Here is a 17,835-nt window from a genome sequence, read left to right as displayed (position 1 = left end):
TATTATTTGATCCCGGAATGGGCCATCGTAGCGATAACTTTATTTTGGAATATCAGGAAGATAATCAAGTTCGGCACGAACATAACCATAGCTGCCGCCGCTGCCGCACCTTGTCTTGCAACGTTGTTCGCCAGGTTATTGGTTAAAGTTGATAGGAAGAACGGGAAGTTCTTCATTTCGTCATCCTGCATAAAGAGCGTCGATGTCTCCGTATTGCCCCAGGAGCTTTGGAACGTCAGAATGGCTACCGTCGCTACCGCAGGCATACAAATCGGAATAACGATTTTCAAGAAAATGTGAATTTCGGTAGCTCCATCGATTCTGGCAGCTTCGAGCAATTCATTCGGCATCTGATCAATAAACTGCTTTAGTAGAAAGACCCCGACCGGCATCGCCAAAATGGGAAGAATGTGACCAAAATAGGTATTCATTATGCCCAAATTACTAGCCACAAGGTACCGCGGAATTTGCACGGCCTCCGGAGCGAACATCAGCGTCAAGATGATCGTTGCGAACACCGCTTTATGTCCTGGAAACTTGTGTTTCGATATTGGATAAGCGCACAGTGCGCTTACAATAGTTACAAATACAACCGCGCCGCCCGAAATGACAAAGCTGTTGAACAGATAGCGCGTGACCGGTACTGTGGAGCTTGATGCTACCAGAAACAGCTCGACAAAGTTTTGAAAAGACGGTTCTCGAACAAAAATATTCGGCGGATAAATAAATAGCTCCTGATACGGCTTCAACGCATGGTTAAAAATGTAGATCAACGGAAGCAGCATGAATATCGAGAATACTATAAGCAAGAAGACAAGTATTTTTTGAAATGTATCCATGGAATTCAGCTTGGATTTTTTACTCCATGGCACTACTTTCTTCCACCAAACGGCTGTGTTTTGCATTATTCATCCTCCTTGGAGCCGAACAATCCCATGCTAAGCTTATTCGACAAATACATCAGGACCAGCAAGAATACGGAAATCGCAGCGGCATAACCCATTTCAAATCGAATAAATCCATAGTCATCGATATGATTAATGATCAGATGCCCAGCATACTGCGGAGTCGGTGTTTGTCCTGACAGCTCCACACCAATCGCTCCGGCCTTAAAGGTCGACACGATAGCCATGACCGCTCCGAACAGCATTTGCGGCTTCATGGAAGGGATCGTGATGTACCAGATCTCCTGGAGCCTGCTGCTCATTCCATCGATACGACCGGCTTCATATAATTCCGGATTGACGTTCAAAATACCGGCCATCATGGCCAAGAATCCAACCCCCATACTCGACCACAGCGTAACTACGATCATGGAGTTCATCAGGTAAGCTTTATCTGTTACCCACAACAGTGGTTCATCGATAAAACCGATTTGCAGCAAAATACTGTTCAAGTAACCTAGACGGTCACCAGAAAGGAGTGGCAGCCACACGATCGACATTGCGATCCCCATCGTTAACGACGGGGTGTACATCGCAAGTGCGAACCATTTGCGTAATCCGGCCGGCAGCTGCGTAATGAGCCATGCAAGCAAGAACGCCAGAATGTAGCCACCAGGACCTACGATTATTGCAAACTTAAACGTATTAGGTAAAGCATATTTCAAGAAGGTCAAATCCTGCGAAATTAAGTTTTGAAAATTCGTCCAACCAATAAAACGTGGTGGTTCGATGGCATTAAAGTATGTAAAGCTTAATGCAATCGCCGCTAAAACGGGTACCACGATAAAGGCGAGAAAGCACAACATAAATGGTGCAATAAACAAATAGGATAAACGGAACGACCACATTTCGGACAGAAGAGTCTTCGCCTTATCCGTCCATGTCAGCTTGACCGGAGCGGCCGCTTTCGTTGATAGGCTTGCTTGGTTACTTAACATACGGATTCACCCCATCCCAAGGCTTATCGACTACTGGAAGGTCCATCGTTTTGATGACATTCCCATTTTCATCGATAAAACCGAATTCCTGCTGCTTACGCCTTAACTCCCTGTTAATATCCATAACGGTTGTCTCCAAGGAGCTTCGGTAATTCATTCCGTCTACGACGGCTCGGTTCCATGCATTATTGATTTCACGACCTACGAAATATCCGCCTGGCAGGTTCGGCATATCCTTATACCATTTCCACTGATCCAGAATGACGTTGGCATCTTCTCTTTTCCAAGGAAGCTTGGAGAAGGCTTCGACATTGGCTGTATTCCACCGGAAGGCGACTCCGTTAAAGGCTTCCAAATCGGAGCCGTAACGTTCTTGCGTATCTGCAGACGCCCACCATTTCATAAATTTCCATGCTTGATCTTTCTTATTCGATTTATTGAATATGACTCCTGATGTTTGACCGCCACCTGACCAACGAGAAATCGATCCGTCCGGCTGCATCGTACCCGGAATTTGAGCGATACCCCAAGCTCCGTTTAACTCCGGAGCAGCTGCCGACAATTGAATGTACATATTGTAATCTGCAAAACCGATCGGCATATCGCCTTTACGGAAATGCTGCAGGAAGCTGGTTACAGAACGGTCCATGGCATAAATATTGAACAAATCGGTCCACTCTTTGAAAGCTTTAAAGCCTTCCGGTCTGTCCAGAGCGGTTTTGGCACCGTCTTTATCAAAAAAGTCTGCATTGTTCTGATACACGAAAGTCATATATTCCGTCGGTGGCATATAGAAGTTCATGTAATTTTGCTGCAGCGTCGGCAGCATATCGTATACATCGTTCCATGTATTCGGAATCGCTAAGCCCAGACGGCTTAAGATATCTTTACGATAGTACAGCACGTGGAAGGATTGCGTTTCCGGTACTGCGTAGTAGCCTTTATTGTAATAGAAAGGAAGCCATGAGCCCGGGCTGTAGTTTTTATAAAGATCCTTAAAATCCGGGAATTTCGAAATATCATAAATACTGTTCCGAATCGCGTAATCGACCGGCAAATCTTGAGATAAACCAAGCGCAATATCCGGCTGGATGCCTGCTGCATTAGCCAATACAAGCAGCTGAGCATTAGGCAGCAAGTTGACTTTTACTTGAATGCCGGTTTCCGGTGTGAAGGTCTCATCCGTAAGCTCCTGCAATTGAGTAACGTAGTCACGACCGCGCTGAACCCATACGTTCAGAACATTATCGTCCATGTCACTCAATTTATTTTTCGTTTGGAATGAGTAGAAGAAATTGACAACCATACCTTTCATCTTCGAGAAGAAGGATGCTTCCATGTCAGGGAAGCTTTTTTCTACAGGAGCATAGTAAACTTCATCGAACTGAAGCGGCTGTTGAACCAATGTCTCAATGAATTTGCTTACTTTCTCATTCGTCGTTGTAATTGTATCTTTGCGGTACGGAATATCATCGACTTTGCTCAGCAGCTCCTCAATATCTTTAATAGAGGTGTTCATGCTTTCGCTGACATTATCTTTGCGGCCGTTCACTTGCTGAACCTGTGCGGACAGCTTCTTGAGCAAATCGGAAACAACGGTCAGACGCTTCGGCAAGTCTGGCATGTCCTGAGCAATTTTCCAGGTCCGGTTTTTGTCATCCTGACCGCCCGTAAGCGATTTCAGATCCTGATCGATCCCTTGAAGAATATCCGTAATTTCCTCGATTCCGATAATGATCGGTTTAAAAGGAGCATGCGTTACGGACATGGTCAAAGTATGAGTTCCTTTTTCCAAGTAAAACTCATAGGGCTTGCCTTGATCATCAGACAATGTAATCCCTTTCCAGCCTGTATCATAGGAGAACCGATAAGCAAGCATTTCCTCAAAAGGAACCTTGCCGTCAATGGCAATGCGTCTAAAGGAAGCTTTTTGCGAAATCGTGTTTTGAAGCGCACGCACGCCAAGCTTGTATTTGCCTGATTCAGGTACATCGATGGACCAAGTAATTTCTTGGTTCTGGTCATACCATTTTTTACCACCTATGCTGTTGAACGTAATTTTACCTTTAGCCAAAGGTACTGATCTTTGATCCGTGTCGGATACCATTTGAATGGCCGAATCGTTCTTCGACTTCACTTCTTCGGCTTGCAGAGTTACAGCTTCTGCTTGAACAGGCTTGGATTGCGGATAAGAAGCGTTGACATCTTTGTATGATTTCAGCTTCGTTTGCGGAACCAGCTTAATGGATTCCAGCGCAATCGGCTCAAAGCCTTGTAGGCGAATCGTATGTGTTCCCTTGCTGAAATACCATTGCAGTGGCTCGGAGTAAGCGCCTCCAGCATCTCTTAACGGTTTCACCGACCAACTGGAAATATCCTCCGATTTCGGGCGAATGTCATTCCCGTCGATATCTTTCTTAATTGGTCGAGCATCTTTCCATTCGCGATACAATGTAATGGAAGAAGCTTCACGGAACGGGTGTGCACCGTCCAGCTTCACATCCCAGCTAATCGGACGACGAAGCCCGTTGCCTGTGTATGGACGGTAAGAAACATGCATCTCGTACAAACCGTCATTCGGCACATCGACCTGATATTCGACCCAGCTTTCTTTAGGGCTGTTCCACAAGAGAACGTTGCTTTTTCCTTCGTAGCTTCCTACCTTTGCCACGGATTCATCCGATTTCTTGGATGTTTTGGTCGCGCTGATCTCAATTGGAGCCGCGCCATCCTTGATCCCTTTATCTTTCCAGCCCTTCAATACATTGGCATAGTAAGGCTCAAATTCGTTGGCTTTGACCGTTTGCCGTTGTTGATTCCCCGGTTGGGCTGCTTTAGCCGCATCCGCTGTGGCAGGCGTATCAGCCGCTCGCGCCGTTTGCTGAGGCAGGATTGGCATCTCTGTGCACGTTAAACCTAAGGCCCCAATCAGCAGCACAGCGAGAAAACGATTACGTATGCGTTTCCATTTTACAGCTTGCAATTCAGTCACTCCTTTCCCTTACGCCGTATATTAATCCATAATCCGTTCGCCGGTTTCACTGAAGAAGAACAATGCTTTCGACATGTCGACGGCAACCTGAACTTTATCTTCCTCATCGTAGTGATAGCGCGGGTTTACCCTTACCGTCAACATACGTTCTTGTCCGATATCCAAATGGAGGAACCTGTCCGCACCCATCAATTCACTCAGCTTGTGAATCCCCGGAATGATCGCATTCGGATACGCTTGAAATACCATTTCTTCAAGACTGATGTTCTCCGGTCTGACTCCCAACGTAACCACTTTATTGACCTGTTTGTTCTTGATTAGGGAATGGGCTTTGCCTTCCGGAATAGCCAATGAGAAGCGTTGGGTGTGAAACTCGAGTTTACCTTGGGCATTCTCTGTAATACGGCCGTCAATAAAGTTCATTGGAGGTGAGCCGATAAAGCTGGCAACGAAAGTATTGGCAGGATTCGTATATATAACCTCAGGCGTATCGACCTGCTGGATGATTCCAGCTTTCATTACAACGATACGATCTCCCATTGTCATCGCTTCAATCTGATCATGCGTTACGTAAATCATCGTTACACCAAGTGTCTTGTGAAGCTTAATAATTTCAGTTCTCATCTGTACACGAAGCTTCGCATCCAAGTTGGAGAGCGGCTCATCCATTAAGAATACTTGAGGATTACGCACGATCGCGCGCCCCAGAGCAACCCTTTGTCTTTGGCCCCCGGACAGGTTTCTTGGCTTGCGGTTCAAATACTGCTCGATTTCGAGTACACGAGCGGCACGTTTTACAGCCAAATCGATTTCATGCTTAGGCAGCTTGCGAAGACGAAGACCGAAAGCGATGTTTTCATAAACGCTCATATTCGGATACAACGCATAGTTCTGGAACACCATTGCAATGTCCCGATCCTTCGGAGGCAAATCGTTAACTAATGTATCGCCAATGTAGATTTCGCCTTCGGAAATATCCTCCAAACCGGCAATCATCCTTAGTGTCGTTGATTTCCCACAGCCGGATGGTCCTACAAAGACCAGAAACTCTTTATCCTTGATTTCCAAATGGAAATCCTTTACGACCGGTTGTTTGTCCTTGCCGTATCGTTTATAGAGATGATTGATAAGAATTCTCGCCATATTTCCCGCCTCCACGTACAAATTTACTTAATCTTAGAAACTATTGTAATGAATTCCGTGTGAAGATGGTGTGAATAATTGGTTGAGGTAGTAACTATTTACCTCCTGGCGCCCCCATTATTAATAGAAGAAAGAGCTTTGCAATGAAGCAAAATAGTCCATGTTTATTGAAGGAATCATTCATTTTTATTTATGCGCTACTATGTTAATGTCTAACTTGTTGGAAATTTACGACAATCGCAGGGAGGAATTGCATGAATGCATCCGCTCAGAACCCGGATCAGACAACAGATAAAAAGAAGCTTGTTCATAGGTACTTAACTTTCTTGAAGCCCTACCGATTGACCCTTTTGCTCATATTGATATTGGGTATTTTTCAATTCGCTGTGCCGCTAATTGGCCCCTGGATGACCAAAATACTAATCGACGACGTGCTACCCAAGAAAGAAGGCTACTGGAATTTATGGAATGCAGTCAGCTTCTTGGCTATCGTCTACGCGTTTGGCATATGGATCAATTTTTTACGCAATACGATTACATTCCGGCTTGGAAACCGGATGGTCTATGATATTCGCCATCAGCTCTATGAGCATATGCAAAAGCTGTCGCAGCGCTTTTACGATAACAGGCAGGTCGGCAGCATCGTCTCGAGAATTATGAACGATGTCAATGGAGCGCAAAATCTTGTTAACGGCGGTGTTATTAATTTAGTTATCGATATGTTTCTCGTCCTTTTTGCCGGATTCCTGCTCTTCAATCTTCATTGGCAGCTTGCCTTATTGTCGTTGTGGCTTTTGCCGCTCTATTACTTGACCTTCACCAATCTTAACGTGCGTATCCGGCTATCTTGGCGTTCTGTCCATAGACAAATGGAGCGCATCAACGGAGTGCTTGTCGAGAAAATATCGGGCATGAAGGTCGTTCAATCGTTTAATCAGGAACAAGCAGAAATGGAGCGATTTGAAAAGCAGGCCAAAAATCATATATCCCACTCCAACAAAGCTCAGCTCTTGGGCAATTCTTTAGGTAGACTAAGCCAAACGTTTACCCAAACAGGCGGAATTATTATTTGGTTTACCGGAGGCTTGCTGGTGTTAAAAGGACAATTGTCCATCGGCTCGCTTATCGCATTCCAAGCTTATTTGAGCCAGCTATACGGGCCAATCCAACGTTTTGCCGAAGCCAATGTAACGATTCAAAACTCAATGAGCAATATTGAACGAATTTTTGAGGTATTCGATATTGAACCAGAAATTACGGTCAAGGAAAATCCAGTACCTCTTAAGCATTGCAAGGGCGGCATCGTGTTCAACAAAGTTTCCTTCACCTACGTTTCCGAACGTCCTGAGGTGAAGAAAGAACCCGGCAAGACATTTGATCCGGACTTGGTAGAAATGGCTGAGCCCGCCAAAAAATTTTATATTATTCCACCAAAAACTAAACTCGACCCGCCACCTATGGTAACGGAAAAGCGTATTGCATTGAAAAACATTAGCTTTAAGGTTCGTCCAGGCGATGTTGTCGCACTTGTTGGACCAAGCGGTGCGGGGAAATCTACTTTGATTAACCTTATTCCACGCTTCTACGATCCCGATGAGGGCAGCGTCTATTTGGACGGTGTCGATCTGAGGGATTATGACGTATACGATGTGCGCAAGCAAATTGCCATCGTGCTGCAGGACAATATGCTGTTCTCAGGCACTATCTTCGATAACATTGCCTACGGCAACCCGAAAGCAGACAAGAAACAGGTTATCCAAGCGGCTCGAGCGGCAAATGCTCACGGTTTTATCAGCGATATGGAACTGGGCTATGATACGGTCGTCGGCGAACGGGGCGTTCGTTTGTCAGGGGGACAAAAGCAGCGCATTGCTATTGCGCGGGCGCTGCTCAAAAATCCGCGCATTCTAATTCTGGATGAAGCAACCTCCGCTCTGGATGCGGAATCCGAGGCGCTCGTAACCGAAGCATTAGAGCTTTTAATGAAGGATCGAACGACCTTCATTATTGCCCATCGATTGGCTACCGTCGTACGGGCCGATCAAATTCTCGTCTTCGACCAAGGGGAGATTGTAGAGCATGGTACACACCAAGATCTGCTGCAGCAAGGTGGACTTTATCGAGATCTGTATCAAAAGCAATTGAAAGCGATGCGGCCGGAAGAGATGAAAAATCTCAGCTTCGGAACATAGTCCATGAAATAGATAAGAAGGGGCCTATAAAAGGCCCCTTCTTTCACTTGCAAATATTATTGTTCAAGCAGCGCTCCGAGTGGCTTATACAATGCATCCACCCATTGAGTCGGCCCCTTCATGTTCGGGAATATGACGAGCAAGACAGCCAGTATCCATCCCATCGCCGTTATAACGATAAAAACCGTCTTCTCCTTCTTCGTGTGCTGCTTCATTTTTGGCCATTCATATAAAACCATTAGCACTACAAAGACCGTAGCTACGAGAATCGTTCCCCATCTCATTTTTTCTCCACCTCATTTTTCTGACGAGTCGATTTAACTGTCGCCATTCCGGTACGAAGTATTTTGGCAGATGCTTGTATGTTAACTTCTACCGTTGGAAAAACTTCGTCCCATCGGTCCTTGACCTCGTGCCATTCCTTCGGATATTTACGGCGAAACGCATCGGCAAAGTTAAAAATGTCTGCATTCAGCTGTTTTTGTGGTCGTACCAGAGCGGCCTTAATCCTCTGTTCGATATCCTCTGCAAGCTCTTTCTCCAGTTTTTTGGTCAACTTGGGATTGCTCAGGTCCAACTGCGTCGTATTTTGAATGACATCGTCCTCCGTATTGATCTTTACCGTTACGCTCCATTTATCTCCATCAATATGAGGAACTAGATTGGTATCGCTACGGAGCAGCTTCATGGATACATGCCCCTTGGACTCCTTCGGTTCTATCGTCACGATGGACGATTCGACCTCATTTCTTAACCAAAGAAGACCTCGAGTCAGCTTGTCATTCAGCCGCCCAACCATTTTATCTCCCTTTATAATAGCCGTACCGTTTATAAAGCCTACCGTTTGATTGGGCTGCTGGTATTGTTCGGGTGGCAGGACTTCAACCCAGGGCAATGCCGCCGCGCGTGCTTCTCCGTTGAGCATTTCTGCAAAATCCTTTACCGTAACCTTCATTCCCGTTTGCAGCTTAGCCATCTCACGCAGTACTTCCGCCGAGCTTCTTTCTATCGGAGGTATCAATTTCAGAATATCTTTGGCCTCACCTTTACTGACGAATACATCTGCTCTCTCCCGGGGACCGGACTCCCTCATGATAAAGTCAATGTTCTCCCTCATTCCTTCTCTAGCCAGCTTCTCTCCAAAGATGAATATCTCGCAATGTCCCCAAAAAATACGGCGAGGAAACTCCTCCTGCAGCTTGGAAATAGCATCGGCAAGTGTAACCCCTTCTGCCGACCTGACTAACGTCTGGGCGGTTGCACTGCTCGTACCTTTACCTGAATTCCCAGATTCTCCCCCTCCTCCACCGCCGCCTGAAGGCTGAGGCACAAAGACTTCAATGGAAAGCGATAATTTATCATCCTTCTTATCCAAACCTGCCGCCATAATGAGTGTTAAATCGTTTACCTCTACCCTGTCCCAGCAGCCAGCTAGCAGCAGGACCATAAGACAAATGCTTATTGATGTCATACAGCGAAGAAGAATGCCCAATGGTATCCTGCCCTTTCTCATCTGATATACCAATCTGAATTGCCTTAGGACTTGGGAGGCTTTGGTTTCAAATCCGGCGACTGCCGTCGCTCATTATAAAACTCATTAAGATGCGGCCGCGTCTCTCGAGCCCAAAGCGGAGTTCTAAACAATACGTCTTTAAGCGCTCTGTTTTTCATAGGGGCTAAAGATGACAAGTATGGAACACCGAAGGAACGCAGCGAGCACAAATGAATGACAATCATAATAATGCCGAGCATTAAGCCGAGCAGACCAAGAAAACCAGCGAGAAACATGAGCGGAAACCGCAAAAGCCTGACCGTAACCCCCAGCGTATAACGGGGGAACGTGAAGGAAGCGACCCCAGTAAAAGCAACGACCATAACCATAGGGGAGGAAACAAGCCCGGCAGATATGGCCGCCTGGCCGATAACTAAAGCTCCTACGATACTTACCGCGGCACCGACCTGCTTAGGTAAACGCAGTCCCGCTTCGCGCAGCGCCTCAAAGGTAACTTCCATCAGCAGCGCTTCAACAAGCGCGGGAAAAGGAATTTCCTCGCGCGATTTGGCAACGCTGAGCAGGAGCGTGGTTGGAATCATCTCTTGATGGTATGTCAGAATGGCAACATAAGCGGATGGAATCGTAAGGGCCACTAAAAAAAAGAAATAACGAAGCCATCGAATGAGCGATCCTGCCCAGTAATTTTGATAATAATCTTCCGGTGATTGAATCATGGAAAACATGGTGACGGGAGCCAACAGTACAAATGGAGAACCGTCAACAATAATGCCCGCTCTTCCCTCCAGCAAGTTGGCGCTGACCACATCCGGCCGTTCGGTTGAGAGCAGGGTAGGAAAAGGCGTATACGGATTATCCGTGATCAACTCTTCAATATAAGCACTATCCAATATTCCATCGATATCAATTCGCTGCAATCGTTCGCATACTTCATTAATCAAATCGGGATCGGCGATTCCTTTAATATAGGTTACTACTACTTCAGTCCTTGTGTAGCGCCCAATAGTAAGAGATTTCATTTTGAGCGCAGGGCTACGTATGCTTCTTCGAAGCATAGAAGTATTAACACCCAACGTTTCCGTAAAACCAAGACGGGGACCTCTTACAACCGACTCCGCAATCGGCTCCTCGATAGAGCGTTTCTCCCATTTAGATACGCCTAACGAAATGCCACAGTTCATTTGATCAATAAACAAGACCGGATTCCCCTTGGAGATTTGATCCACTACTTCATCGTAGGTGCTAACCTCTTGGGAATCCGATACACGAATTCGATGCTTCAATTCCATTCTCGTCAAACCGGAAGGCATCGGCTCCATTAAAGGGGTCATAACCTGCTGGTCGATCAGTTCTGTATCCGACAGATCGTCTATGTAAGCGATCCAAGCATCGGTCTCTCCACCTATTTTGAACGGATGAAATATAAGGTCCGAGCATTCCTCGTACAAAGAAGTAACCACATCAATATTAACGGTTAAATCCGGCGAAATAGGACGCTGCTCCTGATTCGGCTGCTCGTCCGTCTGCTGTCTGCTTCTACTTGATTTGAGCATTTTCCTGGACAACAATTTAAACAGGTCCACTGAGTATCCTCTTTCGTTGTTTTTTATCCATTTTCGCCTAAGTTGCCCTTTTTTAACCTTGCTTTCTTCCCCCAAAAAAAAGACCATTGAACATTGTCCAATGGTCTTGTATGAATGATATTATGGCGTCTGCGTCAACGTTTTAACCAATCGAGTTGCTTCTCCGTTAGGCGTATCAATGGATTCGTAAATATTAACGGTAAGCGGGTAACTGAATTGGTCTGTTTTAATATTGCTTAATTGAATGGTTTGTTCGCCACTGATCAGTTTATTTTCTCCTGTCAGTGGAGCCGTTTGTGATCCAAGGATACGACCAGCACTATCTACGACTTCGAACTTCATTTTGGAGAAGTTCTTATCGACAACTACATCTTCCAGATGATCGATCGTCAGCCACAGCTTCAGATTATAAGAATATGTCTGGCCTAGACCGTTGGCTCCAGGATTCGTATATGCCGCTATCGTCCAATCATCGAGCTTCACATTAAACGGATATAGGGACATAACAGCATCGTCCGCTTCTTTCTGTACCGGAGCGCTGAAATTCGCTATTGTACTGCTATATGGCGCCGCCGTTTGGTTATCCTGCAGCTTCATAATCAGGTTGTCCCCGTTTTCGGAGGCAGGGATCATAAAGGAATAGCTGACCACATAGCCCAAATTCGGCATGATCTCAGCAGCCGTTGCTGATTGTCTAGTCCCTGCATAGCTTGCTCCATCTCCTCCGACAAGCTGCGCTTGGAAGGCAGGGAAGGCTACCGTCATATCACTTTTATTCGAAACCTTGAATTTAGCGACAACCGATTTGAAGCCTTCTCCGTCATTGTCATGCAAATGCAGCTCGACCAAGGATACTTCTGTTTTGGCATCAACAAGATGATTCAACGGATCGAATGCAATGGGAGTGCCCATCGTATAGTTGGCTGCGGTATTCATCTCCGCTGGAGTCGGTGCTGCAATAACGAGACGTCCTACATCAAATCCGGACCCTGTCGCAGAACTTGTTACTGCACCCGCGCCTGCACCTGCATTCGCTCCTGTGCCTGTTCCAGCGCCCGCACCGCTAGTGCCCGTGCCTTGTGCAGCTTGTCCGCCCACAGGAACGAATCCCTCTGTGGTCATCAGCATCAAGCCAATCAGATTGATGTCCTTATCCGACGTTACGACGTAATGCACATATTTCTTTTCACCGGGTGCTAGAGTAACTGGCTCTTGCTCGACTTTTTTTCCGGCATATAGCTTATCCGGCGTCTTGCCATCCATACGGAAATTCGAGACGGTCTCATTACCTGTACCCGGATTTTCAGCCATCATCGTAACTAAATAGGAGAAGCCGTTCGCATCGTTTTGCTTGGTCAATTCTACCGGTGTGTAACGAATCGGAGAGCTTGAACCCGGAATTTGAAACGGCTGTCCCCAGGCCATATTAGCATAAGGATCTGTCAACTGCCCCTTCGTTCCATACCAGACATTCAAAGCTACAGGGACCGACAGCAACACCTTTTCCGTCTTAGGATAGGTATATTCATCTACATCAACAAAGGAGAGGTCGGTGATTTCTATATCATCAGGACGGTCCACGGTTACCATGTAGGATAGCTCCGTGCTTTCCTTTGCCATAATCGATTTCATGTTGGCTGCGCTAGGCTGGAGCTTGTATTCGACTCCTTCCTTCGTCTTCACGCGAATTTCATAATCGGGTACACGTATCATACTATTCCCGTTATTCGTCAATCCGACTACTGCGCCAATTTGCAAGCCACCCGTCGTTCGATTGACGGCAACACGCTTTACAGATGCGGCTAGCGAATCATTCAAAGCATAAGAGAGGGTGCTTATCGAAGCACCCGGCACCGCATCGTTGGCCATCACTGGAATCGCTGTAGCTACAATCGATATCGACAGCACAGCGGCTGCCATAGCCGATTTCCAATTTGTCTTCATTATTAGAAAAACCTCCTCTAAAACTCCTTAAGGAGTTGTTGTTTTTGCCGGTTCCTGCGCCGTATCCTTTTTCATATCTTTTGTCTGTTCTTTTACGGCAGTCACCTTCTGACCGTCTTTGAGCTGATGCTGTCCGGAAACAATCAATTCATCGCCGACCTTTACACCTTCCAACACTTCCTGGTACGTATCGTTAATCCGCCCAAGCTTCACAGGGGTCTTAACCGCCTGCTCCCCTTTGAGCAAAAATACGAAAGCATTGCTTCCCTCTCGTACAATGCTCAGGCTCGGAACTGCAACCACCTGCTGCTCTTCCTGACTGGTCAGCTGAACCTGAACTCGGGTGCCCGGCTTGAGATATGCGTCCGCATTAGCTACTTCCAATTCCAATGGAAAAGACTTGGTCTGCGAGTTCATAACATCCGCCAAATAAGTAACGCGGCCCTTTAGAATTCGGGTTGGATTATCTGCACTATAGAAGCTCAGCTCCTGCTTGCCTCTCGCAAGCTGTGCAGCAGATTCACTTAACTCCGCTTTTATTTTAATAGGATCGATTTGCTGTACTTGGCCGGCCTTGCTGCCGCGGGCTAAGGTTTGCCCAACTTCTATGCTCAAATCCGTCAACACTCCGTTGATAGGAGACTTCACTTCATAGTTCTCCATCGTATTATTAATGTCTTGAACACCGATTCTTGCCGAATCCACTTGTGACTGCGCGCTAGCTAATCCATTCGTCTTATTCATCGCATCCAGCTTGTTTTGCTGGTTCTGTAGATCCAACTGCGCGTTGTTCACCTGCAATTCGCTCTGCTCTAGCTGACGCTTCGTAACAAGGCCGGCATCAAAATCGTTATGCATTTTATTGTAATCCTTCGTCACATTATCCAACTGCTGCTGCGCCTTCACAATCGAGTTTTTAAGCTCGGTTTTGCTGTTGTTCAAATCCTCTGAAGTTTTTTGCAGAGCATCCTCCGCACTTTTCAGAGCCACCTCGCTTTTTTGCTGTTGAAGTACGGCATCCTTTGTATCTATCTTAAAAATCACCTCTCCTTGCTGAACCACATCGCCTCGTTTTTTCAACACTTGCAGCACCTGTCCGTCAACCTTGGGGCTAACATCCACTTGAGAAGCTGCAACGACATCGGCTACCTGCTCCTTGGGATCCCCCATGCTTTGCTTGCCAACAGCTGCCACCTTGACGGATTTAGTATCCGATTGGGCTGACGCTATGGGATCCGTCGTCTTAGGTGATGCGCAGCCTGCAGCCAAAGCCGCGACGACAAGGAGAGTACCTGCTGTCATCGTCAACTGCCGGTACTGACTTTTCCTTTTCCGCTGATTCATCCTATCCTCTCCCCTTACATTTCTATAGTTTGATTCGGTTTTTGTTTACGGTGGAACCATTGTCCGACTTTATTTTTAATAGCTTCAATCAGTTCGTATACTACCGGCACGACAACCAATGTCAATATCGTTGAAGTTGTCAGACCTCCAATTACCACGACAGCTAAGCCTTTGGATATCAAGGTTCCTTTGGTCAAGCCAAGCGCCAATGGCACCAGGGCAACAATCGTCGCACCTGCGGTCATTATTATCGGTCTTAAGCGCACCATCCCTGCCTCTACCAAAGCGTGACGAACCGTATAGCCTTCATGTCTTAACTGCTGCGCCCGGTCTATGAGCACAATCGCATTGGTGACTACGATACCGATAAGCATCATAAAGCCGATCAAGGATGTAATATTCAACGACTCTCCCGTTAACAATAGAGCTATTAATCCTCCAATAGCGGCAAAAGGAAGGGAGAACAGGATGGCAAATGGCGCACCCGCGTTTCCGAAGGCCAGTACCATAACCAGATAGACAATACAGATGGCAGCCCCCATTGCTACGAACAATTGAGAGAAGCTTTCCTGGATATCGGCTGTAACCCCTTTGACCTCACGTGATACACCGTCAGGAAGCTCCGTTGCGTTCAGCGCGGCAGAAACCTTATTGCTCACGCCGGATTTGTTCACATCATTAATTTTGGCGGTAATCGTTACGACCTGCACGCGGCTATCACGCTGTAGTGAAGCCGGTGATTGCTTTTCAGTGATTTTAGCGACTTCATTCAAATAGACGGTATTTCCGTTGGAAGCTTTTAAAGGAATTCTTCCGATTTTTTCAAGAGAATTTTTATCATCCTTGGCCACCTCTACCGTTGTTTTGTACAGCAGATTGTCAAAATGAAGATCGCCCAGCTGATCTTTTTGAATCCAGCTTCGAGCCGAATCGCGTATCGTCGATGCACTCAGGCCAAATAGACGAGCTTTCTGCTGATCGACATTGATTTCGACTTCTGTCTTCGAATCACTCAAGCTATCCTCTACTTCGGTTAGCTCAGGAAACTCCTTCATTTTCTCTTTTACTATGGCGGCAGCTTCTTCAAGCTGCTTTTGATCGTCGCCTTTCAGTGCATAGGAGAAGTCGGTGGATGAGACACCCCCACCTCCGCCTGCCAAGGTCTTAGGCGTTACCTCCGATCCGTTTGGCAGCTCGTTCAAGATTAACGTTTTATACTGATCCTTCACTTTGTCCGGATCGGCTTTTTCATTAACCTCGGTGTACACTTCGGATTCATAGGCAACCTGATCGGTTTTACCTCCATAGCCAACCAGGGATTCTACATAGGTGAAGAGCGGTTCGCCAGAGTTATCCTTGGCGTCTCGCAGCATCGCCTCGATCTGCTTCGTCTGCTGGTCGTTGCTTTCAAAGGAAGTCTCATAAGGCAGTTTGATTTGAAAATACATTTGACGTTCGGACTGACTGTTCGGCATAAAGCTAACCGCCAAATTAGGCACTACTGTCGCCAACGTGACGACCAGCAAAATGCCGGAAATCACAAGCGTTTTAATACGGTGGGTAAGACTCCATTTCAGCACTTTTTCATAAAAAGCTTGAACCGGTCCACGTTGGTTCTCATCATGATGTTTGATTTTTCCACCGCGAAGCACCAATAGCTTGGCCATCATCGGGATGACCGTTAAGGCAACCAGAAGGGATGCTAGAAGGGCACAAGCTAGCGTAATCGCAAACGGTCTGAAGAATTCGCCGGCAATACCGCTCACCATCCCAATTGGAGCAAATACCCCTACTGTTGCCAAGGTAGACGATGTAATAGCCATGGATACTTGCTTCGTAGCAAGCTTAATGACCGATTCGTTGCGTTCCTGCGCTTTTTGCAAAGCTGCGTAAATATTCTCGATGACGACAATACTATCGTCGACAACACGTCCTACCGCTATGAACATGCCTCCCAGGGTCATAATGTTAAGCGAAATGTTAAGCTGGGACATCATAAGCAGCGTGATCAATATCGATAATGGGATCGATACTAGAACAATCAGTGTCATTCGTACATTGCGCAAAAATAATAAAATCATAAGAGATGCAAGCAGCGCCCCGGAGATGCCTTCCTTCAACATTCCGGTTACGGATTCTTTTACTTCATCCGCGCTGTTATAAACTGATTTGAACGTGACTTCTGGCATGGATTGCTGCCATTGCTCGATCAGCTTGTCCGTATCGTTGGAAAAATCAACTGCATTAGCACCCTTCGTTTTGTAAAGGTGAACACCTATTGCCGGTTTACCATCAAGACGAGCATTAAAGGTAGAGTCCGTTACCGCCTTGATTTTAGCTATTTCCTTCAACGTAATCGTGCTTCCGCTGCCTGTAGTCAGTTCCATTTGTTCCAAGTTGTACAGGCTATCGAGATCGCCGGTTACACGCGCCATCTTCGTATTCCCATCAAACTCAACGGAACCGATCGGGCCATTGGACAAAGCGCTGCGAAGCGATCCCGTAACTTGCGCAGGCGTCAATCCATAGCTGTTCAAAGCATCGGCATCCAGCTGAATATCCATAGTCGTTTCTCTCGAACCAACGGAGTCCAAATGGTCAATCCCAGGCATAGATTCAAAGCCAGGCTTGATTTTATCCTCATAAAGCTGATCCAGCTCAGTCTGACTCATGCCATTGTCGGCATAGATCGCTAAGTAATAGGCTGGAATCGAAGCAAACCCGAAGGTAGATACTTTAGGTCTATCCGCCGTCGCAGGCAGCTTCACTTCCTGGACCAGACTTTCTAAATCCTGCTTCTTTTTGTCCGTGTCTACATTTTGCTTAAACTGGACGATGATGGTGGATACGTTATCGCTTGAAGTGGATGATAACGAATCAATATCCTCAATATTGGCCACCTTATCCTCTATGGGCTTCGTGACCTCCTCCATCACGTCCTTTGGGGGACCTTGATAGGTCGTTGAAATTAATACTACCGGAAACGATACATCCGGCATGTTCTCCACTTTTAATGTAGATGCTGAGTACAAGCCTCCGCCCATCAATATAGCTATAATGATGAACACCGCAGCTACATTTTTCATGGAGAAGCTGGTCAGTTTGTTCATTTGGTTCCCTCCTAAGAGCTTTGCGTAGCAAAGCTTGCATCGTAAGCATCGACTGAGTTTTGTAGTACTCCGGTGGGGTATCCCCTTCCGGCCACTGTTGTTATCAGGAAATTATCAATTTACTCGCTTTTT

At 46.4% G+C, this 17,835-nt stretch carries 11 protein-coding genes; 1 reads left to right on the top strand and 10 read right to left on the bottom strand.

Features of this window, described 5'->3' with window-relative positions:
• Positions 1–2: 2 nt before the first annotated feature.
• The 4 genes from QMA13_RS08970 to QMA13_RS08955 are packed head-to-tail and all read right to left on the bottom strand — an operon-like array spanning position 3 to position 6,017.
• Positions 3–905 carry a carbohydrate ABC transporter permease gene (locus tag QMA13_RS08970; RefSeq protein WP_282941000.1) on the bottom strand — a complete coding sequence of 301 codons (903 nt, stop codon included), beginning with the start codon at positions 903–905 and terminating at the stop codon, positions 3–5.
• Positions 905–1,882 (bottom strand): carbohydrate ABC transporter permease, encoded by a 978-nt coding sequence (locus QMA13_RS08965; protein WP_282940999.1) that lies wholly within the window; start codon positions 1,880–1,882, stop codon positions 905–907. Before QMA13_RS08965 ends, QMA13_RS08970 begins: the two co-directional genes overlap by 1 nt.
• On the bottom strand, positions 1,872–4,874 hold the full coding sequence (locus tag QMA13_RS08960; protein WP_481858149.1) for an extracellular solute-binding protein: 3,003 nt from the start codon (positions 4,872–4,874) through the stop codon (positions 1,872–1,874). The genes QMA13_RS08965 and QMA13_RS08960 overlap by 11 nt, the downstream gene beginning before the upstream one ends.
• 21 nt (positions 4,875–4,895) lie before the next feature.
• A complete protein-coding gene (locus QMA13_RS08955) occupies positions 4,896–6,017 on the bottom strand; it encodes an ABC transporter ATP-binding protein (RefSeq protein ID WP_282940997.1) in 1,122 nt (373 codons plus the stop codon).
• Positions 6,018–6,271: 254 nt separating this feature from the next.
• On the opposite strand from QMA13_RS08955, the gene QMA13_RS08950 reads away from it, so the two are divergent.
• A complete protein-coding gene (locus tag QMA13_RS08950) occupies positions 6,272–8,209 on the top strand; it encodes an ABC transporter ATP-binding protein (protein WP_282940996.1) in 1,938 nt (645 codons plus the stop codon).
• Between the two features lie 56 nt (positions 8,210–8,265).
• Here the strand turns inward: QMA13_RS08950 and QMA13_RS08945 are convergent, their stop codons facing one another.
• The 6 genes from QMA13_RS08945 to QMA13_RS08920 all read right to left on the bottom strand — a co-directional run bounded on the left by QMA13_RS08945 (position 8,266) and on the right by QMA13_RS08920 (position 17,703).
• The gene (locus tag QMA13_RS08945; protein ID WP_282940994.1) at positions 8,266–8,493 is read right to left on the bottom strand and encodes a DUF5367 family protein; all 228 of its coding nucleotides are present in this window, start codon (positions 8,491–8,493) and stop codon (positions 8,266–8,268) included.
• Positions 8,490–9,680 (bottom strand): Ger(x)C family spore germination protein, encoded by a 1,191-nt coding sequence (locus QMA13_RS08940; RefSeq protein WP_282940992.1) that lies wholly within the window; start codon positions 9,678–9,680, stop codon positions 8,490–8,492. The genes QMA13_RS08945 and QMA13_RS08940 overlap by 4 nt, the downstream gene beginning before the upstream one ends.
• 65 nt (positions 9,681–9,745) lie before the next feature.
• A complete protein-coding gene (locus tag QMA13_RS08935) occupies positions 9,746–11,275 on the bottom strand; it encodes a spore germination protein (RefSeq protein WP_282943348.1) in 1,530 nt (509 codons plus the stop codon).
• Positions 11,276–11,425: 150 nt separating this feature from the next.
• Positions 11,426–13,249, bottom strand: coding sequence for a hypothetical protein (locus QMA13_RS08930; protein WP_282940990.1), 1,824 nt, complete (start codon positions 13,247–13,249; stop codon positions 11,426–11,428).
• 27 nt (positions 13,250–13,276) lie between these two features.
• Positions 13,277–14,593 (bottom strand): efflux RND transporter periplasmic adaptor subunit, encoded by a 1,317-nt coding sequence (locus tag QMA13_RS08925; RefSeq protein WP_282940988.1) that lies wholly within the window; start codon positions 14,591–14,593, stop codon positions 13,277–13,279.
• Between the two features lie 14 nt (positions 14,594–14,607).
• Positions 14,608–17,703 carry an efflux RND transporter permease subunit gene (locus tag QMA13_RS08920; RefSeq protein WP_282940986.1) on the bottom strand — a complete coding sequence of 1,032 codons (3,096 nt, stop codon included), beginning with the start codon at positions 17,701–17,703 and terminating at the stop codon, positions 14,608–14,610.
• Positions 17,704–17,835: the final 132 nt, after the last annotated feature.

Origin of the sequence: Paenibacillus sp. RC67 (assembly GCF_030020805.1) — a bacterium.
GTDB lineage: Bacteria > Bacillota > Bacilli > Paenibacillales > NBRC-103111 > Paenibacillus_S.
This window is presented reverse-complemented; position numbering and strand designations above follow the sequence as displayed.